The organism is Pseudomonas sp. GL_135 (assembly GCF_057834665.1).
In genome coordinates, this window is record NZ_CM174408.1 from 4,603,236 (window position 1) to 4,626,622 (window position 23,387).

The window sequence follows — 23,387 nt, forward strand, 5'->3', positions numbered from 1 at the left end:
TCACGGCTGCGCCACCGACAAGGACGTCGACATGTCTACACCCTTCTTCAAGCCAGACAACTTCGAAGCGCTCAACCGCTACCGCATGACATTGCAAGAGGCCAAGCAGACCACTGACCGAGTGAAGGAGGAACTGGCGCTGACCTCGAACCAGGCGTTTATCCAGCTTCACCAGCCGAGCCTTGATAACGCGTTTATTCAAGTGAGGGGCCAGCTCCAGAACTGGCCCGAATTGTTTGAGTGGCCCAACCGGATTTTCTATGAGCAATCGGACCTGGTGGGCGATATCAAGCGGTTCGACGCGGAGTATTCCAGGATCATGGACGAGATGACCCGGGAGGAGCGCGCTGGATTTCTCTCTGCACTGGACTTCTCCCGAGCGCCCTATGAGTTGAACGGCCGACTGAAAATCCTGAGTGTCGGACCTGGTTTCCCATTCGGCCTGCAGCTCAAGCAACACGTCATCAATCTGGCCAATCAATACCGAACCGCATCTGTCACCTGCAACAACGTCTACCAGAACTCTTCGCTCATCTTGCCGCGCCTCATGGACTTCATGCAGGTCGCTATCGATACGTACGCAAGGGAGAACACTGTCGACCCTCTTGGCAGTGACGCCAAAATCGCGATGGTCATGACACTCATGGAGAAAATGAAGGAGGACGGAAAGTTGCTCGCCGATGCATCGAGGGATCTCAGCGAGGGTTATGTCAACCTGGAGCGCCTTGTTTCCGGCGCGGTGGATGAGTTCATCGACCTCTTTACCTCAATTACGCTCCAGCGCTTCCACGACATGATCGAGTCGGCGCTGGTCCGACTGGAATTGGCAGAAGAACTGACCGAGCACACCCGACAATGACGCAATAAAAAAACCCGCGACTTCTCGCGGGTTTCTGTTCAGCGGCCGGGCTTAGACGTAGTAAGACTTCAGCGGCGGAAAGCCGTTGAACTCAACAGCGCTGTAGCTGGTGGTGTACGCCCCTGTCGAGAGCCAGTACAAACGATCACCGATGGCCAGGTTCAATGGCAGGCCGTACTTGTAATTTTCGTACATGATGTCGGCGCTGTCGCAGGTCGGGCCGGCAATAACCACTTCTTCCACTTCGCCTTTCTTCTCGGTCCAGATCGGGAACTTGATGGCTTCGTCCATGGTTTCGATCAGGCCGGAGAACTTGCCCACATCCGTGTACACCCAACGCTCAACAGCAGTGCGGGATTTACGCGACACCAACACCACTTCGCTGACCAGAATACCGGCGTTGGCGATCAACGACCGGCCCGGCTCCAGAATGATTTCCGGCAGGTCATCACCGAAGTCTTCTTTCAGATAACGAATGATTTCTTCAGCGTAGGTTTCCAGGCTGTTAGTGCGGGTGATGTAGTTGGCCGGGAAGCCGCCGCCCATGTTGATCAGCTTGAGAACGATGCCGTCTTCTTCTTTCAGACGCTCGAAAATCACTTTCACTTTGGCGATCGCGGCGTCCCAGACGCTGATGTCACGCTGCTGCGAACCAACGTGGAACGAGATGCCGTAAGGGACCAGGCCCAGTTCACGGGCAAGGATCAGCAGGTCCATCGCCATGTCGGTCTGGCAGCCAAACTTGCGTGACAGCGGCCAGTCAGCCGTGGTCGAGCCTTCGGTGAGGATGCGCACGTAGACTTTGGAGCCCGGCGCAGCCTTGGCGATGTTGCGCAGGTCGGCTTCGGAGTCGGTGGAGAACAGACGCACGCCCTTCTCGTAGAAGTAGCGAATGTCTCTGGATTTCTTGATGGTGTTGCCGTAGCTGATGCGATCCGGGCTGACACCGCGATCCATCACCTTGTCCAGCTCGTAGATCGAGGCGATGTCGAAGCTCGAGCCCTTGTCCTTCAGCAGGTCGATGATTTCGACCGCAGGGTTGGCTTTAACCGCGTAATACACTTTGGCAAATTCGAAGCCTGCACGCAGGTCGTCGTAGGCCTTGCTGATCATCGCGGTGTCGATGACCACGAACGGGGTTTCTTGCTTGTCGGCAAACGCCTTCATTTTATCGAAGGTGCTTTTCTCGAAATAATCTTCGACCTGGATCGACATGCGGGGACTCCTGTTGGCAAACGGTAAAAAACAATGGGTGTGAGCGCGCGGCTCGTGAACGTCCTCCGTATCCCCACTTTGGTTCGCCTACTTCCCAAGGCTGCTCGGCCGAAAGCAAAAAGGCCATCCGGTGACAGGTCACGGTTGGCCTTGCTGTCTCGTCGTCAGTACTTGAGCCGGATGGATCGTTTCCAGCATGGACGTTCGGCGCGAACTGTAGGACCTGAGGGGCCGGAGATCAACTAAAAATGTCGCGTTTCTGCCCGTTTTTGCCAGACGGGAATCCACGCGCGTTCAATCAACCCGTAGTAACCGACCGATGTGACAGGGTGATGTTCCCGGTGGGTGGCAAATGGGCAATCCGTCACGAAAGCCACCTGTCCGTCAGACATCGGCTACCTGATCATCAGAAATGCCTTACCCGGCGTACATCCCTCACTCCAGACCAGCGACAACCACCGCCATTACGATTGGGATCTCTCGGTCTTGCTACGAACACGACGTGACGCGCCAACTTGAGCTCTCACTCATGAATGATTTCTGCCCGCGCTATATCAATCACGTCATTTGGCGGTGCGTCCGTAATCTGTAGCGCGACCGATATCGTCGACTGCATTCAGTCTGCAGTCGCCGGTGTGATTTAAAGACTCCTTATCTATTGAAGCTAAAACTATTCAAGAAATTGACGATGTCACTAGAAGCTTACTTGCAGATCGAAGGTGTTCCCGGTGAAACCCTGTCAGAGGGCTACGAAAACTGGATCGAACTTCAAGACTTCGATCTCTCTGCCAGCCAAACAGCCTCCGCTACGTCTACCTCATCTGGCGGCGCTACTTCAGGCCGGGCTTATATGAGCGATATGCTTGTCCGAAAAGCGGTTGACAACGCAACCCCTAAACTCCATGAAGCGTGCTGTAGCGGAAAGCACTTTAAACAAGTATCGGTGCATCTATTTCGTGCAGGAGACCCAAAGGTCAAATACCTCGAAATAAAACTAGAAGAGGTCATCATCAGCTCATTCACAATACTAGGCAACGGTGATCACGAAAGTAGCTTTCCGAGCGAACTCGTTGCACTAAACTATGGAAGAATTCAGCTTATTTATGCAAAGCAAAGTCGACAGACAGGACAGAGCGCGGGGCAGATAGCCGGCGGCTGGGATGCCATCAGCAACAAGATATTTTCGTAATTCGCAAGCAAACTTGCAGGAGCAAAAAATGAATTACGAAATGCCCGCTATAATTCCCCCGGGTGTTAATGTAGACGTCCATATGAAGATCGCGAATGAGCAATGGAACCGAGATCCTGCCACCGGGGCATTCATGAGTTGGTTTTACTACAAGGTTCGTAACCGCAGTCCGTGGGATTACAAGCAGCAAAATCCTGCTTGGGAAGACTTCGGAAACTTCCACTACGGTGCCGTCGGTACAGCTGGGCAGCTAAGCGAGCAGCTTTTATTAAGAGCGGCCGGATATACCCAAAAGCAAGCTAAGACACAAAAGATCGATCACAATTGGGGTTATTGGTTCTGGCTTCCTCCATACGGGGATGACCCTAAAGACCAGAAGTGGATAAAAATGGGGATCTTGTATGCAAAATCCAAAGGATACTAAATTAAGACTCACCTACAAACATGCATTCTGGTTGCTTGTTGCGGTTTTGATTTTCAATGCATCGTTCGGCGACTTTTTTGAATTCGGAAGCGACGCAGATGAAGTAGTTTTGAAACGGCAGCTCCCTCAGGGCGACTGGCTTTACATCAGCCGTTACGGCGCGATGGCTACTGATAGGGATACCTTGCGATTTTTTATCAGCAGACCGCTTAAGGGCGATGATTCAGAAGTGCTCAACCAGCTCAATAAAGCGAGCGAGTTCATGATTACGGACAGCGCCATGGAAAATGTTCACATCCAAGATACGCCCAATGGCGTTGGTATAGAAGTCAAGGGAGCAGTCTATCGCTATTTCAGTAAAGAGTACGTTACTGAAGGTAATCAGTTACGAAGCTACCGAATAACATTGACACAATCAGACGACAGCTTCAGAAACTGAACTCCCAACCGAAATACTCATTAATCTTTTCGAAAGAGATTCCCCCCCCCACACCTCCAGACGTGGCAGAGGACAACTCATTCAGGCTAATCCATTCACTCATTGCAAACTCTCTATCTTATAGCGAGATAGAACTGGCCTGAACTTACCCTTTAAAACTTGCCGACGTCACGAACCAGAGAAATGCAAATAAGCCCCTCCCTAATTTTCGGCACACTGACTTGGACATGAAAAATCCCATTCCGCTCGGCCTGACAGCACTGATCCTGTTTTTATCCAGCAGTGCCATGATGATGAACTACATCACTTACAAGCAGAACGTGGACCTGGAACCCATTGTCCTCGCCAGAGTCGCATCGCTGGTCTCGATCATCGTAGCGCTACCACTGTTCCTGTTTACCCGCACTCCGCCAATCAACACAGTCTCCTTAAAAAAACTGATCAAGGACTACCTTTGGATCACCCTGTTTACGTTCACCTGCTGGACAAGTGGTTATACAGCTTTGCTAAACCTTAACCCAGCCGCGGTTGCCGGCATCGCCCTCTCGGCGAACTCGATCATCATCGCTCTGACGAATATAAAAAAGTCAGGCAGATTGGGCCTGTTTGGCTTTCTGCTTACACTGGGCACAGTGTGGGTGCTGTGTACTTCTTACAGCTCAATCATGCAAGGCAGTGGCCTACATGATGATTACGAACTGGAAATAGGCGTGACGTTTTCAATAACGTGCGGCATCTCGCTTTACCTCATTACATTAATAAGCAAGCGACTTAACGATCTCGGTCAACCCTTGCACAAGATACAGGCACGTCGATCACTGTTCGCTTTCCTGGTCTGCGCAACGATTGGATTGCTGGATGGCGCCCTAGTGAACATCGTATCGGAGGCGCCTCAGTTGGCGACCTTGACGATACTCTTCCTGCTCATGATGCAATCAGCACTTGTGCTGTCCATAAGAGCAATCGGTCGACATGTCGTAACGATGGGTATTGCTGGAACAGCGGTTTACACGTTGATCGCTCAGCTAGCGTTTTTTCAACAGTCCGTTGACTCGCTCATGGTCATCACGATTGTTGGGAACGCTGTGGGCTTGATCCTCATGTCATTCATGCAGACCAAGACCAAGACCAACCTGACGTGTCGGCAGTGACGACTCAGCGTCGCCACCGTCAACGTAGGCCCGGGCACCCAAAGCACCCAGGCCCTTCACCTCAACTCAACGCTGCCTGCTCCACCAACTCAGCCGGCGAAACAATGCTGGTCTTCATCCCGCGCGATTGGCCGGAGCTCAGGTAAGCCGCGATCGATTCCTGGGTCACTTCACCCAAGAACACATTCTCGGCGTCCAGCACCGGCAGCCACGAGCGGTTGAACTCGTACATGCGCGACAGCAGGATGCGCAGGTGCTCGTCGTAGGCGGCGGTGGCGTTGAACGGGCGCAGGTACTGGTCGCAGGTGCCGGCCTGACGGTGCAGGTCGCGGCGGCGGACGTAGCCCATGGCCTTGTTTTCAGCATCGGTGACGACCACGTAGCGGCGGTCGTTTTCGTCCATGATTTCCAGCGCATCGGCGACGGGCGTTTCCGGGCTCACGGACGGCGCGTTGTCCGCCGCGTCTTCCGCCTTGACCAGCAGCAGACGCTTGAGCGTGCTGTCCTGGCCGACGAAGTTGCTGACGAAATCATCCGCCGGGTGCGCCAGCAGGGTGTCCGGATGGTCGATCTGCAGCAGCTTGCCGGCGCGGAAGATGGCGATCTTGTCGCCCAGCTTGATGGCTTCGTCGATGTCGTGGCTGACCATGATCACGGTCTTGTTCAGCGCGCGTTGCATCTCGAAAAACTCGTTCTGGATCATCTCGCGGTTGATCGGGTCGACCGCACCGAACGGCTCGTCCATCAGCAGCAGCGGTGCGTCTGCGGCCAGCGCACGAATCACGCCGATGCGCTGTTGCTGACCACCCGACAACTCGCGCGGATAGCGATGCAGGTACTGCTTGGGTTCCAGCTTGATCATGCTCATCAGTTCGCGGGCACGGTCGTGGCACTTCTGCTTGTCCCAACCCAGGAGCTTGGGCACGACCACGATGTTTTCTTCGATGGTCATGTTGGGGAACAGGCCGATCTGCTGAATCACGTAGCCGATGTTGCGGCGCAGGGTGACCTCGTCGAGACCGGTGGTGTCCTCGCCGTTGATCAGCACTTTGCCGGAGGTCGGCATGATCAGCCGGTTGATCATTTTCAGCGTTGTACTTTTGCCGCAACCCGACGGACCCAGGAACACGCAGATCTCGCCTTCATTGACGGTCAGGCTCACTGAGTCGACGGCCTTCACTTCCTTGCCGTTGCTCTGGAAAGTCTTGGTGAGGTTCTGCAGCTCAATCATTTGTTTGGCGATCATTTCAGGAGTCCTTTTGGAGTCAGCGAGCGTTGCAGCCATTGCAGAAGCAGGTCGGCGAAGATGGCCAGAATGCTGACCAGTACGGCGCCGACGATCAGCATCGACATATCGCTGCGGCTGATGGAAGCGAGGATGAGTACGCCCAGACCGCCCGCGCCGATGGTGGCGGCGATGGTCATGACACCGATGTTCATGACCACGGCAGTGCGTACGCCAGCGAGGATCACTGGCACGGCGATCGGCAGCTCAACCATGCGCAGGCGCTGGCCGAAGGTCATGCCGATGCCCTTGGCGGCTTCACGGATGCCGGGCTCGACGCCGGTGAGCGCCAGGTAGGTATTGCGCATGATCGGCAGCAGTGAGTAGAGAAACACTGCGGTGATCGCTGGCATCGGGCCGAGGCCCTGACCGAACTTGGAATAGAACGGCAGCAGCAAGCCGAACAAGGCAATCGAGGGGATGGTCAGCAGCACCGTGGCGCTGGCCTGCAACGGCCCGGCGAGGGTCGGAAAGCGGGTCATCAACACGCCCAATGGCACGCCAACCACGATCGCCAGCGTCACCGCGATGCCGACCAAGGTGATGTGTTGCAGCGTCAGGTGCATGACCTGATTCCAGTCCAGATGGGAGAAAGCGCTGAGGAAACTCATGGTTTCTCCTCCTGTTTTGCCGCCGGCGCCGGTGGGACCGGCACGCTGTCGGCGGAAGGATTGATCGGATGCTCGCGCAGGAATTCAGCCGCGACCACGGTAGGACTTTCGTGGTCGACGTCGATGCGCGCGTTCAGCGTGCGCATGGTCTGGTTATCCAGCAGCGCGGCGAGCGGCTTGAGCAAATCGGCCAGTTCCGGGTGCTTGTCCAGGTACTCTTTGCGAATGACTGGCGCCGCGGTGTAGTCCGGGAAGTAGTGCTTGTCGTCCTCCAGCACCTTGAGTTTGAACGCGTTCAGACGGCCGTCGGTGGTGTAGACGAGCCCTGCAAAAACCTGTCCGTTTCGCAGCGCGGTGTAGACCAGGCCGGCGTCCATCTGACGGGTGTTTTCACGCCCCAGGTTCATGCCGTAATGCTTGACCATGCCCACCAGACCGTCGGAACGGTTGGCGAACTCGGTGTCCAGCGCGACGATGTGGCCCTTGTCGGCCTCGGCCTTGAGCACCGTGGTCAGGTCAGACATGTTGTTGACCTGCGGGTACTGCTGGGCAATTTTGTCCGGCAGCGCCAACGCATAGGTGTTGTTGAACTTGGACGGTGACAGCCAGACCAGCCCCTTCTTGGCGTCCAGCTCCTTGACGCGCTGATAGGTCTGATCGCTGTCGAGCTTCTCGTCGACATGGTTGTAGGCAACCAGCGACACACCGGTGTACTCCCACAACAGATCCAACTGGCCGGTTTCCTGGGCACTGCGCGCCAGGTTGCTGCCAAGGCCGCCGGTGATCTGAACCTGATAGCCCTTGTCGCGCAGGTATTGCGCCGTCAGTTCGGCCAGCATGGTCTGTTCGGTGAACACTCGCGCGCCGATGCGCAGCACAGGCATTTCGGCCGGTGCATCCGCGGCCTGGACGAAACCGGACAGCAACATCCCGACGCCCATGATTAATGTGCATAACTTCTTCATAGCAATTCCTTTCTCAGCGGGGCTCGACTTATCGAGCCAGGCCGCGTTCCAGCCAGAGACGGCTTGCCAGGGTCACGGCACCATCGAGCAACAGCGCGAGCAACGCGGTACACGCGGCGCCCAGCACCAGTTGCGGCTGATTGTTCAGGGCGATGCCGGGGAAAATCAGGCTGCCCAGGCTGTTCGCGCCAATGAGGAACGCCAGTGGCGCGGTCCCGACGTTGATCGCCAAGGCCACGCGCACGCCGCCGATGATGATCGGCACGGCATTGGGCAGCTCGACGCGCCACAGCACCTGGCGCGGTGTCATGCCGATGCCGCGAGCGGCTTCTTTGAGGGAACCCTGAACGTTTTTCAGGCCTTCATAGGTGTTGCGCACGATGGGCAACAACGAAGCGAGGAACAAAGCGAAGATCGCCGGACCGCTGCCGATGCCCAGAATACCCAGAGCGATGGCCAGCACGGCGAGAGGAGGGACGGTGTTACCGATGTTGAAGATCTGCATGAAGCGTTCGGCGCGGCCAACCATGTTCGGTCGGCTAAGGACAATGCCGGTCGGGATCCCGACCACCAGTGCCGCCAGCATCGAAGCCAGCACAAGCCAGACGTGGGCTTGCAGATAAAACAGCAGGTCATCCTGATATTGCCTGATGGTACTGATGCCGATCCATTGGACCAGCAGGGCCAGGAGTGCGATGACAATCACACCTCCCAACAGCCCCTTGCCATAGCGATTTGCCACGGGCGGACTCCTTATTTCAGTCGGCGAACGTCTGGCGTGGAACTGGCCTCTTCAGGCAGCACGCGAACGTTCGCGAAGAGCAGCGGGTGGGTCGCCGGAAAGGTTGATACCTCGGCGAAAACACAAGCCATGAGCGCAGCTTCGTCAAGCTAACTTGCTGATTTTGCAACCCTTGGCGTGTAGCGATACCAGGGAATGGACGTCTCCTTAACCGCAAAGGTTCCCACGTGCGATGGTATCTGGCCACCCCTTATCGACTGAACGGTTCGGTTATTGCTCTGGTTTGGGCTATAATCGCCGCCCTTTTTTTGAATCACCTCTCGGGCGATTTCCCATGACCAGACAGGCCGCCGAAGTCGCGAAACGCCGCACTTTCGCCATCATTTCCCACCCCGATGCGGGTAAGACCACCATCACTGAAAAGCTGTTGCTGATGGGCAAGGCCATTTCCGTCGCCGGTACGGTGAAGTCGCGTAAATCCGACCGTCACGCCACCTCCGACTGGATGGAAATGGAGAAGCAGCGCGGGATTTCCATCACCACCTCGGTCATGCAATTCCCGTATCGCGATCACATGATCAACCTGCTCGACACCCCGGGCCACGAAGACTTCTCCGAAGACACCTACCGCACGTTGACCGCTGTCGACTCGGCGCTGATGGTGCTCGATGGCGGTAAAGGGGTTGAGCCCCGCACCATCGCACTGATGGACGTCTGCCGCCTGCGCGACACGCCGATCGTGAGCTTCATCAACAAGCTTGACCGCGACATTCGCGACCCGATCGAGCTGCTCGACGAGATCGAAGCGGTCCTGAAGATCAAGGCCGCGCCCATCACCTGGCCGATCGGTTGCTACCGCGACTTCAAGGGTGTCTATCACCTCGCCGACGACTACATCATCGTGTACACCGCCGGTCATGGTCATGAGCGCACCGAGGTGAAAGTCATCGAGAAGCTCGACTCGGACGAGGCGCGCGCCCACCTGGGCGATGAGTACGATCGCTTTGTCGATCAGCTGGAACTGGTTCAGGGCGCCTGTCATGAATTCAACCAGCAGGAATTCCTCGACGGCCAGCTGACGCCGGTGTTCTTCGGTACAGCGCTGGGCAACTTCGGTGTCGACCACGTACTTGATGCGGTGGTGAACTGGGCGCCGGAGCCCCTGGCCCGCGTCGCCAACGAGCGCACGGTGGAGCCGGTCGAGGAGAAATTCAGCGGCTTCGTGTTCAAGATCCAGGCGAACATGGACCCCAAGCACCGCGACCGCATCGCGTTCATGCGCATCTGTTCGGGCAAGTACGATAAAGGCATGAAAATGCGCCATGTGCGCACCGGCAAGGACGTGCGTATCGGTGACGCGCTGACGTTCTTCTCCAGCGAGCGCGAACAACTGGAAGAAGCCTACGCTGGCGACATCATCGGCCTGCACAACCATGGCACGATTCAAATCGGCGATACGTTCAGCGAAGGCGAGGCCTTGGGCTTCACCGGCATCCCGCACTTTGCCCCTGAGCTGTTCCGTCGCGTACGCCTGAAGGATCCGCTGAAATCCAAACAGCTGCGTCAGGGTCTGCAGCAGTTGGCCGAGGAAGGCGCCACGCAGGTGTTTTTCCCGCAGCGCAGCAACGACATCATCCTCGGCGCCGTCGGTGTGCTGCAGTTCGATGTGGTCGCCAGCCGCCTGAAGGAAGAATACAAAGTCGAATGCGCCTACGAGCCGATCACCGTGTGGTCAGCCCGCTGGATCGACTGCAGCGACAAGAAGAAGCTCGAGGAATTCGAGAACAAGGCCGTGGAAAACCTGGCCGTGGACGGCGGCGGTCACCTGACCTACCTCGCGCCGACGCGGGTCAACCTGGCCTTGATGGAAGAGCGCTGGCCCGACGTGAAATTCCGCGCGACGCGGGAGCATCACTAAGGCTCATCACCGTCCTGTGATCGTTCCCACGCTTGTGGGAACGAGCTTGCTCGCGAAAGCGGCATGACAGACAGTTTGAGTAGCCTGAACTGACGCATTCGCGAGCAAGCTCGCTCCCACAATGGTTTTTGTGACACTTCGGGCATTCCCACGCGGAGCGTGGGAATGATCAGTTACCCCCCTTACTTCACCACCATCCCCACGCCCCGCCCACGGGGATCGGACGCGGTTTCGACCTTCGTGCCGTCGATCTTGATCGCCTGCACATTGCCCATCGACCAGCCCTGATCCTTCAGCGTGTAACCCATGGCCGTCAGCTCGTCGGCCACCGGGGTTGCCAGCGGTGCAAATTTCTCGGTGTAGATCGTGTCTTTCGGCAGCAACTGGTGATGAACCCGCTGCGCCGCGACGGCGTCCTTCAGCGGCATGTGGAAGTCATAGATGTTGTTCAGCACCTGAAACACCGTGGTGAAAATCCGTGAGCCACCCGGCGTGCCCAGCACCAGTGTCACGGCGCCGTCGCGGGTGACCAGACTCGGGCTCATTGAAGACAACATGCGCTTGCCGGGCTGGATGGCGTTGGCATCCCCGCCGACCACGCCGAACGCATTGGCAACGCCCGGCTTGGAGCTGAAATCATCCATCTCGTCGTTCATCAAAAAGCCTGCGCCCTTGACCACCACGCCGCTGCCGTAATCCCAGTTCAGGGTGTAGGTGTTGCTGACCGCGTTGCCCTTGGCATCGACGATGGAAAAATGCGTGGTCTGGTGCGACTCAAGCCCGGCCTTCACGTTCTCCGTGGGCGAAATTGCCGTCGGGTTGACCTCGTGGGCGCGCTTGGCCAGATAGGCGTTGTCGGTCAGCTGATTCACCGGCGCCACGGAAAAGTCCGGATCACCCAGGTAGTTGGCGCGATCGGCGAACACGCGCTTTTCAATTTCTGCCAACAAGTGGATGTAGCGCGCCGAGTTGAGCGGCACGTCTTTGAAGTCATCAGCAAGCAGCTGCTTCATGCCAATCAGTTGCGCCAGCGCGATGCCGCCGGAACTGGGCAGCGGGGCGGTGTAGAGCGTGTTGCCGTTGAAATTCACGTGCAGCGGCTTGCGCCAGATCGCCTTGTAATCTTGCAGGTCCTCTTTGGTGATCAGGCCGTTGTCGTGCTGCATCTGCGACACCAACAGGTCAGCCGTCTGCCCTTGGTAAAACTCATTGGCACCCTTGTTGGCGATGCGCTCCAGGGTCTTGGCCAGCTCCGGTTGGCGGAAGGTCTCGCCGGTCTTCATGTCGCCGAAGTAATCGGCAAAATTGGTCTTGCCGTTGAGCTGCTTGATCGCTTCGGCACCGTACATGTACTGCTTGTCAGCGACCTTGAAACCATTTTTGGCGTAACCAATGGCCGGCGTCAGCAGCTCGGCCCACGGCAGCTTGCCGAATTTCTGATGGGCTTCCCACAGCCCCATCACCGTGCCGGGAACGCCTGAAGCGCGTGCGCCCACCAGGCTCATGCCCGGGATAACTTCGCCCTTGTCGTCCAGGTACATGTTGCGCGTCGCCGCTTTTGGCGCGGCTTCACGGTAGTCGAGAAAGTACGGTCGGCCGTTCATGAACAGGGTCATGAAGCCACCGCCGCCGATGTTGCCCGCTTCGGGGTAGGTGACCGCCAGCGTGAATGCCGTGGCGACCGCAGCGTCGACTGCGTTCCCGCCCTTTTTCAGAATCTGCGCAGCGACCTGAGCACCGTATTGGTCCGGGGCCGCAACGGCGCCGCCTTCCAGTACCACGGCATACACTGGCGAACTCGCGGCGAAGATCACCGACAGGGCAAGGGTTTTGAAGGTCACTGCACGCATGGGGCTTCCTTGATGACAAATGCGACAGCTTGAAACTGATGGGCTGTCTGGAGGCTGAAGAGACTAACGGTCCGGCTGCACATTAATGATGAAACTTGCCACAAACGCAAACAGCCAGGCCCCTAAAGCGGGGCACGTTCAGGCTCATCCCGGACGGGAAACACCACCGCCCTCTCCCGCCGCAGATTGAGCGCCAAGACACTCGCCAGCACCACAATGGAGCCTACGATAACTCGCTGCGAAGGCAACTCGCCCAACATCACCGAGGCAATGGCGATGGCCATAGGTGGTGTCAGGTACAAACTCATCGATGCGCGACTGACGTCCATGTGCTTCAGAACATACGCCCAGGCCAGGTACGCCAGTGCGCTCGGGAACAGCCCCAATACCCCCACGGCCACATTGACCCGCAGTGGCGCGTTGAGGATCTCGCCGATCAGCCCCGGCAGGTAAACCAGCAGAAACACCGTGCCGGCCCAGACCGTGTAACAGACCATGGTCAGGCCGTCGTAGCGGTGGCTGTGACGCTTCTGCAGCGAGAAATACACGCTCCAGGAAAACGCCGCCGCCAGAATCAGCAGCCCGCGCGCGTCCATATGGCCGATGCCACGATCTCCGGTGACAACAATCGCGGCGCCCACCAGGCCGAGCGCCACACAACCCCAACGCCAGGCGCTGACTCGCTCCTTGAACACGAAATGCGCCAGCAGCGCGGTGAACAGGGGCGTCGACTGCACCAGCACGCTGGACGCCCCGGCACTCACCCCGGCCTGGCCAAAGTTGAGGGCGATGTGATGCAGGCTAACGGCGAAGAAACCCAGCACCGCGAGCAACGGCAGGTCCTTCAGGCGCGGCAACGTGATGCGTTGCGATGAAGCGATTAGCAGCATGAACACCGACGCGATCAGAAAACGAAGCAGAGCCAGATGCCCGGGCTCATAGGCCTGCAAACCGATACGAATGCCGGTCGGCGAGAAGCCCCAGCAGGCGACCACGAAGAACGTGGCAAAGGCGATTTTCAGCCCTTGCCAAGGCACCGCACCATTAACCGCGATATCCGAATCAACAACCGGCTCAGCCACCCTGCGCATCTCGATACTCCCGCCGACAAGCCCGACGCCTGCCCATGGCTGCGAGTATCGAAACAACTTATGCTCACCACAACCGAACAATAATGAATCAACCCCTCACTTTTGGTGATGAATGGAACTGGCCCAGATTCGCATGTTCAAGACCGTTGTCGACACCGGCAGCATTGCCCGCGCTGCGGAGGTGTTGCATTGCGTGCCATCGAACATCACCGCACGGATCAAGGCGCTGGAGGCGGAGCTGGGCACCGAGCTGTTCTACCGCCAGGGCCGTGGTTTGCGCATCAGCCCAGCGGGGGAAATCTTCCTGACCTACGCCGGCAAAATGCTCAGCCTCGCCGACGAAGCCAAACGCGCGGTGCATCCGGATGCGGCGCCATCCGGGCCGTTGCGAATCGGCGCCATCGAATCCTCGGCCACGGCGCGGCTGCCGCGACTGCTGGCGCGCTTTCACGCGCGTTATCCGCAGGTGTCACTGGAGCTGACGACGGGCACCGGCACGCAGCTGCTCGACGCGACGCTCAACCAAAAGCTCGATGGCGCGATCGTCGCCATCGACGTCAAACGCCCACGGCTCAGGCGCACGTCAATGTACCGGGAAGATCTGGTGCTGATTGCGGCAGAGTCGTTGGGGCCGATCTCCAGTGCCGCTGATCTGCAGGGCAAATCGATTTTCATGTGGCCCGAAGGCTGCCCATACCGCGCAGCGCTGGAGCGCTGGCTGCAGCACGACGGCCAGACCCAGCCTATCGTCAGCATCGCCAATTACGGCACCATCGTCGGTTGCGTCAGCGCCGGGGCGGGCGTGGCGCTGGTGCCCAAAGGGGTTTACGAGCAGTACCGAAAAGGCTCGGGCTGGGTCGGTTATGAATTCCCTGAACTGACCTCCATCGACAACCTGTTTTATTGGCACGAAGGCGCCAAGCATCACCCGGCGCGTGAGGCGTTTGTGGAGATGTTGCGGGCGGAGTTCAGCGGGGTTGGCGACGCGTAACGCGTCAGGCGGCGTACACCGCCAGCTTCTCCTGAATGAAATCCAGAAAGCACTGAATCCGCAACGCCAGTTGCGAGTTGCGGTAGTAGACCGCGTGGATCGGCTGGCGATAGCCACTGTTGGCTTGCGGCAGGATGACGTTGAGGCGGCCCTGGCGGATGTCTTTGTGGGTCATGAAATGGGAAAGGCAGACAATGCCCTCACCCGCCAACGCCAACTGGCGCAACGTCTCGCCACTGGAAGCAGAGACCGTCGGCTGAATGAACAGCCGATCCCCGTCGGCGTGGCGCAACGGCCAGTGATTGAGGGTTTCGGTCTGGGTGAAGCCGAGAAGCGAATGCCCGCTCAGCGCGGCCACGGTTTTCGGCGTGCCGTGTTTTTCGAGGTATTCCGGGCTGGCGAGGATGTTCAGCGGGCTGCTGCCGAGTGGCCGTGCGTGCAGGGTGGAATCGGCCAGCACGCCTATGCGGATCGCCACGTCGGTGCTCTGCTCCAGCAGATCAATGATCAGGTCATTGCTGTTCAGCTCCAGCTGGATGTCCGGGTACCGCGCGCGAAACTCCGCGACGTACGGGACGATGGAATGCAGCATGAAAGGCGACGCCGCATTGATCCGCAAACGGCCGGAGGGTGTCTGCTGGCGCACCGACATGCGCTCTTCCAGCTCTTCCATCTGATCCAGAATCTGCCTGGCCCGCTCAAGGAAATACTTGCCCTCCTCGGTCAGGTCCATGCGCCGCGTGGTGCGGTTGATCAACGTCGTGCCCAGCTTGCCTTCCAGTCGCGACAGCGTGCGGCTGATCGCCGACGGCGTCTGCCCGACCTGCTCGGCAGCGGCGGAAATCGAACCGCTCTCGATCACCGTGACAAACACCTGCAACTCATCCGACCTGGCTTTCACTGTTGTCTCCCGCTCACAAGAGACTGGATATTAGCGCGCTTGGGAGCAAGCTATAAGCTGCAAGCTGCAAGCTGCAAGCTGCAAGCTGCAAGCTGCAAGCTGCAAGCTGCAAGCTGCAAGCTGCAAGCTGCAAGCCGTAAGTGAGCCGTGAGCTTGAAGCTTGCCGCTTGAAGCTTGGAGCTCGCTTCTCGCGTCTCAGATCCCGAACACCGAGGCCAGATGCGCCTCATACCGCTTCACGTCCGCGTCGACATTCGGCATCTTCATCACGTCCACTGCCAGGAAGGTCGGCAGGCCAGTCATGCCCAGGAACTGGTTGGCCTTATGGAACGGGAAGTACACGGCATCCACGCCCTTGGCTTCGAAGAAGTCTGCGGGGTCGTCGAACGCTTGCTGCGGCGCGTTCCAGGTGGCCGAAATCATGTATTGCTTGCCGTGCAGCAAACCGCCGCTGCCGTACCGCCGGGACGCATCGGAACGGGTGCGACCGTCGTTGGCGTACAGGCTGCCATGACCTTCGGTGAACACTTCATCGATATACTTTTTAACCGTCCACGGCGCGCCCATCCACCAACCCGGCATCTGCCAGATGATCACGTCAGCCCAGAGAAACTTCTGCACTTCCTCGGCCACGTCGTAGCCACCGTCGATGAAGGTCTGCTGCACGTCAAACCCGGCGCGGTCCAGATACGCCATGCCGGCTTCATGCAGGGTGGTGTTGTAGCGGCCATCGGAATGCGCGAATTGTTTGCCGCCGTTCAGAAACAGTACTTTTTTCATATCAAGCCTCGTCCGCCGTCAATGCAGCCCGCTGTTTAGCGGTGCCGGATTGAGGGTCTTCAATTGGAATGGACGGCAGAATATCTGCCAGACGAGGCGGGAATAAGCCGCAGAGGGGCAAAATACATTTGCGCATGAATCACGAGTGAGGCATCTATTGATGAATTTATGTTGACTGAACAGCAGCGTGAATCCGAGCGGGACGTCGCGTAATCAGCCAGCAATCATCAGGTGCACGCCCAGCAGCGCCATGCCGATGAAGAACATCCGCTTGAACACCAGCGCGCTGATCCGTTGACGCAGCCACTGACCGAACATCATCCCCAGCAACGCTGGAACCAGCGCCAGCAATGAGGCACCCATTTCAGCGCTTCCCACCGCGCCGTTCCAGAACAGACCAGCACCCAGTGCCAGGGTCGAGACGGTGAAGGACAGCCCCAGCGCCTGCACCAGTTCATTGCGATCCAGCCCAAGGCCCTGAATGTAGGGCACCGCCGGAATCACGAAGACGCCGGTGGCCGAGGTGACCAGGCCGGTGATGAAGCCGCACAACGGCCCGAGCCAGCCCTCGGCAGCGGACGGCACTTTGAGCGTCGGCAGAAACAAGCCGCACAACGCGTAGACAAACAGCGCGCCGCCCAGCGCCCGCGCCATGCCGTGCCCGTTGCCGAGGCCCAACGCGTATGAGCCGAGCAGCGTGCCGATGACGATCGTCAGCAGCAACGGCCACAACCGCACGCACAATCCGCGCAGATGCCCGCCGGTTGCCAGCTGCCAAAGGTTGGTGAGTGTCGAGGGGATCAGCAGCAACGCCGCCGCCTGGCTGGGCAGCATCATCACCCCCAGCAGGCCCATCGCAACCGTCGGCAGCCCCATGCCGATCACGCCCTTGACCGTTCCCGCCAGCAGAAACGTCAGCAGCACCAGCACTGACAGGGTCCAACCAAGGTTCTGATAGAGCGATAGAAAATCAGTCATGGGCGCATCCTGCGATAGGTCGACGAGGGGAACATCGGGTTGTGCAATCGGCGCCACTTCACCACATTCCGGCACTTGGGGTAACAGAAAACTAGTCGGCACCACGCTTCTGCTCAGCAGGCCGAACCTGGCAGCTTTCCATTTCTGCCAACCCGACTTGCCATTTGTAACGTTTCACCAGCAGCCGGTTTTTCCTAGGATTCTCTGACGTCGCCGACGCCTGGCTCGCCAGCCATCACGTGTTTAAGGGGGAATGCATATGTCCGATGCCACTGAGCGTCTGTGGGGCGCGCGCTTCAAATCAGCGCCAGCCGAAGCGATGGCCAACCTTTCACGCTCGCCCGCCGTCTATTTCCGCATGACGCCTTATGACGTGGCAGGCTCCAAGGCCCACGCCCACGAGCTTGAGCGCGCCGGTTTGCTGGACGCCGATGAAACTCGCCGCATCATCGACGCGCTGGAATCGATCGACGAGGACTTCGCAGCCGGCACGATTCAGCCGATTCCCGCCGACGAGGACGTGCACACGTTCATCGAGCGCCTGCTCACCGAGCGCCTCGGCGCACTGGGCGGCAAGCTTCGCGCCGGGCGCTCGCGCAACGATCAGACGGCCAATGACATGCGGCTGTTTTTGCGTGACCGCATTCGCGTGCTGACCCTGTCGATTCTGGATTTGCAGCAGGCGTTGGTCGGCCAGGCCGAAGCGCATATCGAGACCATCGCGCCGGGCTTCACCCACTTGCAGCAAGCGCAGCCGATCGTGTTCGGTCATCACTTGATGGCCCACGCCCAGGCAATTCATCGTGATATCCAGCGCCTGCAGGATTGGGATCAGCGCTTCAATCTGTCGCCCCTCGGCGCCGCCGCCATGGCCGGTTCCGCCATCGCCCGCGACCCGCAACGTTCGGCGGCGGAAATGGGCTACGCCGGGCCGTGTGAGAACTCCATCGACGCCGTCGCCAGCCGCGATCACGTGGCCGAGTTTCTGTTCTGCGCGAGCATGCTGGGGATCAATATTTCGCGCATGGCCGAGGAGTTCTGCATCTGGACGTCGCGGCAGTTTCGCTGGGTCGAGCTGGACGATGCCTACGCCACGGGCAGCTCGATCATGCCGCAGAAGAAGAACCCGGACATCGCCGAATTGGCGCGGGGCAAATCCGGCCGTTTGATCGGTTCGTTGACAGCGATTCTGTCGGTGCTCAAGGCGCAGCCGCTGTCGTACAACCGCGACTTGAGCGAAGACAAACACGCGATCTTCGACGCGCTGGACACGCTGAATCTGGTGCTGCCCGCTTTCGCCGGTATGGTCCGGACGATGACGGTGCGCAAGGACGAATTGCTGCGTCAGGCGCCATTGGGTTTTACCTTGGCGACGGAGATTGCGGACTGGCTGGCCGTTCGCGGCGTGCCGTTCAAGGAAGCCCACGAGATCACCGGGCAACTGGTTCAGCTGTGCGAGACGCAGGACATCGGGCTGCCGGAGCTGACGCCAAAGATGCTCGCAGAAACGGACCCGCGCCTGACGCCGGAGGTGCTGGAAAGCCTGACCCTGGAAGCTGCACTGGCGGCGCGCAGTGGGTGGGGCGGGACGTCACCGGTGCGAGTGGCCGAGCAAATCGCGCGGTTCAAACAGCAATTGGTAGCGCAAGAGCAGTGGGCCAAAGATTACAACGGCCCGCGGGGTTAACTGCGCGCAGCCGGTCCCACTGACTGACCGCGTGCACTCTGTGGCACCGGCTTTAGCCGGGAAGGCGTCGGATGTCACGCCGCGAAATGACAGTGTTTGTGCTGACCTCCTCCCGGCTGAAGCCGGTCCCACTGACTGACCGCGTGCCTATTGTGGGACCGGCTTTAGCCGGGAGGGCGTCGGATGTCACGCCGCGAAATTGCGGTGTCGGTGCTGGCCTCTTCCCGGCTGAAGCCGGTCCCACTGACTGACCGCGTGCCTATTGTGGGACCGGCTTTAGCCGGGAAGAGGCCGGGCCATGCACCATCATTTTTCCTTCTTGATGTATCCCTCAACCACCGCCGAGAAGTCCTTGCCACCATCGCCGCGCAGGCTCATCGCCTGATACAGCTGCTGTGCCAGTGCGCCCATGAGCACCGGTTGGCGTGCGGCTTTGGCAGCCTCGGTTGCCAGGCCCAGGTCCTTGAGCATCAGCTCTGCGCCAAACCCTCCGGTGTAGCCCCGCGACGCCGGGGCGGTTTCCACGACGCCGGGCCACGGGTTGTACATTTCCGAGCTCCAGCAGCGCCCGGTCGAGCTGTTGATGATGGTCGCCAGCACGCCGGTGTCGATGCCCAGGCTATTGCCCAGCGCCATGGCTTCTGCCACGCCGATCATGGAAATGCCCAACAGCATGTTGTTGCAGATCTTCGCGATCTGACCGGTGCCGACATCGCCGCAATGGACGATGTTGCGTCCCATCTGCGCCAGGATCGGCTTGAGCACCGTGAAGTGCTCAAGGCTCGCGCCGACCATGAACGTCAGCGTTCCGGCCTGCGCCCCGCCCGTGCCGCCGGAAACCGGCGCATCGCCAACGACTACACCCTGTTTCGCCGCTACCGCAGCCACATCGCGGATGGTCTGCGGATCGATGGTGCTGCAGTCCACCGCCGGCACCCCTGCGCTGATGCCAGCCAACACGCCGTCGTCATTCAGATAAACCGCGCGGACATGAGCGGCCGCCGGGAGCATGGTGATGACCAGGTCGGCGCCCTGAGCAGCATGTTTGGGTGACTCACTGATCCGGCTACCCAATTCGGCCAGCTCGGCCAGAACCTGTTGGTTGACGTCGAACAAATGCAGCTGATGCCCGGCACGGATCAGATTCCGCGCCATCGGCGCACCCATGTTGCCCAGGCCGATGAAGGCGATTTTCATTTGTTGTTCTCCTTGTTCAGTTCCAGGTCCACAGGTGACGCAGGCCCCTTGTGGGAGCGAGCTTGCTCGCGAAGCGATCGTTCAGATGGCACAGCGCTGAATGACGCAACGCGATCGCGACCAGGCGAAGGCCCGCTTAAAGCGCGTCGCACTCAACGCAAATTGATCGTCGTATTCACCCCGTCATTCACGCTGTCGTCATCGAACCAGCGGCTGGTGACGGTCTTGGTCTGAGTGTAGAACTGCACCACCTGCTTGCCGTATGGCCCCAGATCCCCCAGCTTCGAACCGCGCGAACCGGTGAAGCTGAAGAACGGCACCGGCACAGGAATCGGAATGTTGATGCCGACCTGACCTACGTCGATTTCACTCTGGAATTTGCGTGCTGCCGCACCGCTCTGGGTGAACAGCCCGACGCCGTTGCCGAACGGGTTGGCGTTGACCAGCGCAATGGCCTGATCCAGCGTGTCCACTTCGAGCACCACAAGCACTGGCCCGAAGATTTCCTGAGTGTAGATCTGCATCTCGGTGGTCACGCCGGTAAACAGCGTCGGCCCGACGAAATTGCCTTCCTCGTAGCCCGCCACCGTGATGTCGCGCCCGTCCAGTTCAAGCGTGGCACCTTCCTGAACGCCGCTTTCGATCAGATCGAGAATCCGCTGTTTCGCGCGCCTGGAAATCACCGGCCCGACATCGGTGCCCGCCTCGCTTCCCGCGTTCACCTTGAGCTTCTGCGCCAGCGCCTTCAGATCGGGAATCCACTGCTTCGACGCGCCGACCATCACCACCGCCGACGTCGCCATGCAGCGCTGACCCGCCGCACCGAAACCGGCGCCGACCAGTGCGTTGAGGGTCTGCTCGCGATTGGCATCCGGCAGCACAACGGCATGGTTCTTGGCGCCCATCATCGACTGCACGCGCTTGCCGTGTTTGCCCGCCAGGTCGTAAACGTGAGTGCCCACCGCCGTCGAACCGACGAAGGACACCGCCTTGATGTCTTTGTGGGTGCAGATCCCGTCGACCACTTCTTTGCCGCCGTGCACGACATTGAGCACGCCCGCCGGCACACCCGCCTCGACCGCCAGTTCCACCAGCAGCATCGTTGACATCGGGTCCTGCTCGGACGGCTTGAGCACGAAGGTGTTGCCGCAGGCGATGGCCATCGGGAACATCCACAGCGGAATCATCGCCGGGAAGTTGAACGGCGTGATCCCTGCGCAGACGCCGATGGGTTGACGCAGCGTGTAGGTGTCCACGCCACCGGCTACGTTTTCAGCGAATTCGCCCATCTGCAGCGTGCCGATGGAGCACGCGTGCTCGACCACTTCCAGACCGCGGAAGATATCGCCCTCGGCGTCCGCAATCGTCTTGCCCTGTTCGGCGCTGAGCACGACGGCGATGCGCTTGGAATGTTCGCGAATCAGCGCCTGCAACTTGAGCATGATGCGCATGCGGGCGCCAATCGGCGTGTGCCGCCAGGTGGTGAATGCCTTTTGCGCGGCGGCGACAGCGGCATCGACCTCAGTGGCTGTTGCGAACGGCACGTGGGCCAGCACTTCCTGGGTGGCGGGGTTGACCACGTCGAGCCATTCGGTGGTTTGCGACTCAACCCATTCACCGCCGATCAGCAGCTTCACGCGGGCCACGGTGGTGTTGTTTTTGTTCAGTGACACGTTCATTTCCAGTGCTCCATTCAAGGCAGCGCGCCAGCGTGGGTGCGCTTAAAAAGTCGATTTCAGGCAGCGCGATGGCGAGGGGGATCACGCTTCATCAGCGCGGTACAGACCAATGCCACCAGCGCCATGCCGATCAGATAAACGATCACGTAGTGCGGACTGCCGCCGCCCATGGCCAGCAACTGCGTGGCGATCATTGGCGCAAATCCGCCGCCCAGGACGCCCGCCAACTGCACCGAGACGGAGATGCCGCTGTAGCGAATTTCCGCCGGAAATTGACGTGCAAATAGCAGGGATTCCGGCGCATACAGGATCGGGAAGACCACGCCCACCGCCAGCACCATCGCCCACCACACCATCTGCGGTTCGCGGGTGCCAAGCATGGCGAAGAACGGATAAACGAAGGCGCAGAGCAGCAGAAGCCCGGCGAAATACAGACGCTTCTGACCGACCTTGTCGGACAGGTGCCCACACAGCGGCATGGTCACTAGGGACAGCGCAGCGCCAGCAGTGATCGCGCTCAGCACTTCAGCGCGGGGGATGAGCAACTGGTTGGCGGCGTACGCCAGTGCGAAGGTCACCGACATGTAAAACCAGGCGTTCTCGGCCGTACGCGCGCCGATGATGGTCAGGGTTTCTTTCGGGTGTTCGCGGAACACTTTGAACAGCGGCACCTTGACGGCGATGTTGTCTTTCTTGAGCTTCTCGAAATCGGGCGATTCCGGGACTTTCAGGCGAATCAACCACCCCACGCCCAGCAGCACGACGCTGGCCAGAAACGGAATGCGCCAGCCCCAACTGAGCATGTCGGCCTCTGGCAGTTTGGCGACCATGCCCATGGCCAGCGACGCCAGTACCAGCCCTGCGCCAACGCCGGTTTGCGGCAGGCTGCCGTAGAAACCCTTGCGGCCCTCGGGCGCATGTTCGACGGCCATCAGCACCGCCCCGCCCCACTCGCCGCCGACCGCCATGCCCTGCAAGAAACGCATCGCGACGAGCAACACTGCGGCCCAATAGCCGATCTGCTCGTAGGTCGGGATCAGGCCGATGATGATGGTCGGAATGCCCATCAGCATCAGCGTGAACAGGAGCATGGACTTGCGTCCAATCTTGTCACCGAAATGGCCGAACACGATGCCGCCCAGTGGCCGACCGAGAAAGCCCACGGCGTAGGTGGCGAACGCCGCCAGCACACCGATGATCGGGTCCAGTGCAGGGAAGAAAATCTTGTTGAAGATCAGTGCGGCAGCCGTGCCGTAGAGGAAAAAGTCGTACCACTCGATGGTCGTGCCGGCCATGCTCGCCGCGCCGGCAAGCCGGTAGGATCGGGCATTTTTCACGGGGCTGGCATCGAGTGCGCCAGCGTCCGCCGTAATAGCGTTCTTCATAAACTCCTCCGCTTATTTATTGTTGTGCAGGGTGTTATGGCATGTGGGTT

The 23,387-nt window shown here is 59.3% G+C and carries 21 protein-coding genes; 8 read left to right on the forward strand and 13 right to left on the reverse strand.

The features are described from left to right. The first annotated feature begins 31 nt into the window (after positions 1-31). Complete coding sequence (locus tag AC3ISG_RS20420; protein ID WP_489297820.1) at positions 32-859, forward strand: hypothetical protein; 828 nt, start codon at positions 32-34, stop codon at positions 857-859. Positions 860-910: 51 nt separating this feature from the next. Here the strand turns inward: AC3ISG_RS20420 and AC3ISG_RS20425 are convergent, their stop codons facing one another. Beyond that, entirely contained in the window at positions 911-2,074 is a 1,164-nt protein-coding gene (locus AC3ISG_RS20425; RefSeq protein ID WP_122534941.1) for a type III PLP-dependent enzyme, read from the reverse strand. 688 nt (positions 2,075-2,762) lie between these two features. Between AC3ISG_RS20425 and AC3ISG_RS20430 the strand changes: the two genes are divergently transcribed. The 4 genes from AC3ISG_RS20430 (at position 2,763) to AC3ISG_RS20445 (ending at position 5,277) form a co-directional block, all read left to right on the forward strand. After that, positions 2,763-3,263 (forward strand): Hcp family type VI secretion system effector, encoded by a 501-nt coding sequence (locus tag AC3ISG_RS20430; protein ID WP_192132441.1) that lies wholly within the window; start codon positions 2,763-2,765, stop codon positions 3,261-3,263. Positions 3,264-3,291: 28 nt separating this feature from the next. After that, a complete protein-coding gene (locus tag AC3ISG_RS20435; RefSeq protein ID WP_489297821.1) occupies positions 3,292-3,687 on the forward strand; it encodes a polymorphic toxin type 44 domain-containing protein in 396 nt (131 codons plus the stop codon). Further along, the gene (locus AC3ISG_RS20440) at positions 3,665-4,126 is read left to right on the forward strand and encodes a hypothetical protein (RefSeq protein ID WP_489297822.1); all 462 of its coding nucleotides are present in this window, start codon (positions 3,665-3,667) and stop codon (positions 4,124-4,126) included. Before AC3ISG_RS20435 ends, AC3ISG_RS20440 begins: the two co-directional genes overlap by 23 nt. Positions 4,127-4,353: 227 nt before the next feature. Then, entirely contained in the window at positions 4,354-5,277 is a 924-nt protein-coding gene (locus AC3ISG_RS20445) for a hypothetical protein (RefSeq protein ID WP_489297823.1), read from the forward strand. Positions 5,278-5,338: 61 nt separating this feature from the next. Here the strand turns inward: AC3ISG_RS20445 and AC3ISG_RS20450 are convergent, their stop codons facing one another. From AC3ISG_RS20450 to AC3ISG_RS20465, 4 genes are read right to left on the reverse strand one after another with little or no spacing between them, the layout of a single operon-like run. Next, positions 5,339-6,508, reverse strand: coding sequence for an osmoprotectant ABC transporter ATP-binding protein OsmV (locus AC3ISG_RS20450; protein ID WP_122623439.1), 1,170 nt, complete (start codon positions 6,506-6,508; stop codon positions 5,339-5,341). A gap of 11 nt (positions 6,509-6,519) precedes the next feature. Beyond that, a complete protein-coding gene (locus AC3ISG_RS20455) occupies positions 6,520-7,173 on the reverse strand; it encodes an ABC transporter permease (protein WP_065990219.1) in 654 nt (217 codons plus the stop codon). After that, positions 7,170-8,138, reverse strand: a complete 969-nt coding sequence (locus AC3ISG_RS20460) for a glycine betaine ABC transporter substrate-binding protein (protein ID WP_122623251.1) — start codon at positions 8,136-8,138, stop codon at positions 7,170-7,172. The genes AC3ISG_RS20455 and AC3ISG_RS20460 overlap by 4 nt, the downstream gene beginning before the upstream one ends. A 28-nt stretch (positions 8,139-8,166) precedes the next feature. Continuing rightward, positions 8,167-8,880, reverse strand: coding sequence for an ABC transporter permease (locus tag AC3ISG_RS20465; RefSeq protein WP_074886589.1), 714 nt, complete (start codon positions 8,878-8,880; stop codon positions 8,167-8,169). 334 nt (positions 8,881-9,214) lie between these two features. Between AC3ISG_RS20465 and AC3ISG_RS20470 the strand changes: the two genes are divergently transcribed. Next, positions 9,215-10,798 (forward strand): peptide chain release factor 3, encoded by a 1,584-nt coding sequence (locus tag AC3ISG_RS20470; protein WP_489297824.1) that lies wholly within the window; start codon positions 9,215-9,217, stop codon positions 10,796-10,798. 182 nt (positions 10,799-10,980) lie between these two features. On the opposite strand, the gene ggt is transcribed toward AC3ISG_RS20470, so the two are convergent. Next, positions 10,981-12,648 (reverse strand): gamma-glutamyltransferase, encoded by a 1,668-nt coding sequence (ggt, locus tag AC3ISG_RS20475; protein WP_489297825.1) that lies wholly within the window; start codon positions 12,646-12,648, stop codon positions 10,981-10,983. A gap of 122 nt (positions 12,649-12,770) precedes the next feature. Further along, positions 12,771-13,739: a DMT family transporter gene (locus tag AC3ISG_RS20480; protein ID WP_489297826.1), complete on the reverse strand. Its 969-nt coding sequence runs from the start codon at positions 13,737-13,739 to the stop codon at positions 12,771-12,773. Between the two features lie 112 nt (positions 13,740-13,851). Here AC3ISG_RS20480 and AC3ISG_RS20485 point away from each other — a divergent pair, with 112 nt between their 5' ends. Next, on the forward strand, positions 13,852-14,730 hold the full coding sequence (locus AC3ISG_RS20485) for a LysR family transcriptional regulator (protein WP_489297827.1): 879 nt from the start codon (positions 13,852-13,854) through the stop codon (positions 14,728-14,730). Between the two features lie 4 nt (positions 14,731-14,734). Here the strand turns inward: AC3ISG_RS20485 and AC3ISG_RS20490 are convergent, their stop codons facing one another. The 3 genes from AC3ISG_RS20490 to AC3ISG_RS20500 all read right to left on the reverse strand — a co-directional run bounded on the left by AC3ISG_RS20490 (position 14,735) and on the right by AC3ISG_RS20500 (position 17,389). Beyond that, complete coding sequence (locus AC3ISG_RS20490) at positions 14,735-15,631, reverse strand: LysR substrate-binding domain-containing protein (protein WP_489297828.1); 897 nt, start codon at positions 15,629-15,631, stop codon at positions 14,735-14,737. Between the two features lie 195 nt (positions 15,632-15,826). Next, the gene (gene mdaB, locus AC3ISG_RS20495; protein ID WP_489297829.1) at positions 15,827-16,411 is read right to left on the reverse strand and encodes an NADPH:quinone oxidoreductase MdaB; all 585 of its coding nucleotides are present in this window, start codon (positions 16,409-16,411) and stop codon (positions 15,827-15,829) included. Between the two features lie 213 nt (positions 16,412-16,624). Continuing rightward, positions 16,625-17,389 carry a sulfite exporter TauE/SafE family protein gene (locus AC3ISG_RS20500; RefSeq protein ID WP_489297830.1) on the reverse strand — a complete coding sequence of 255 codons (765 nt, stop codon included), beginning with the start codon at positions 17,387-17,389 and terminating at the stop codon, positions 16,625-16,627. A gap of 259 nt (positions 17,390-17,648) precedes the next feature. Between AC3ISG_RS20500 and argH the strand changes: the two genes are divergently transcribed. Beyond that, a complete protein-coding gene (gene argH / locus AC3ISG_RS20505) occupies positions 17,649-19,076 on the forward strand; it encodes an argininosuccinate lyase (RefSeq protein ID WP_489297831.1) in 1,428 nt (475 codons plus the stop codon). Positions 19,077-19,382: 306 nt separating this feature from the next. Here the strand turns inward: argH and mmsB are convergent, their stop codons facing one another. The 3 genes from mmsB to AC3ISG_RS20520 all read right to left on the reverse strand — a co-directional run bounded on the left by mmsB (position 19,383) and on the right by AC3ISG_RS20520 (position 23,337). Further along, complete coding sequence (gene mmsB, locus AC3ISG_RS20510; protein WP_205484732.1) at positions 19,383-20,273, reverse strand: 3-hydroxyisobutyrate dehydrogenase; 891 nt, start codon at positions 20,271-20,273, stop codon at positions 19,383-19,385. 152 nt (positions 20,274-20,425) lie between these two features. Continuing rightward, positions 20,426-21,952, reverse strand: a complete 1,527-nt coding sequence (locus AC3ISG_RS20515; RefSeq protein WP_272632519.1) for a CoA-acylating methylmalonate-semialdehyde dehydrogenase — start codon at positions 21,950-21,952, stop codon at positions 20,426-20,428. 56 nt (positions 21,953-22,008) lie between these two features. Next, complete coding sequence (locus AC3ISG_RS20520; protein WP_489297832.1) at positions 22,009-23,337, reverse strand: MFS transporter; 1,329 nt, start codon at positions 23,335-23,337, stop codon at positions 22,009-22,011. Between the last annotated feature and the right edge of the window lie 50 nt (positions 23,338-23,387).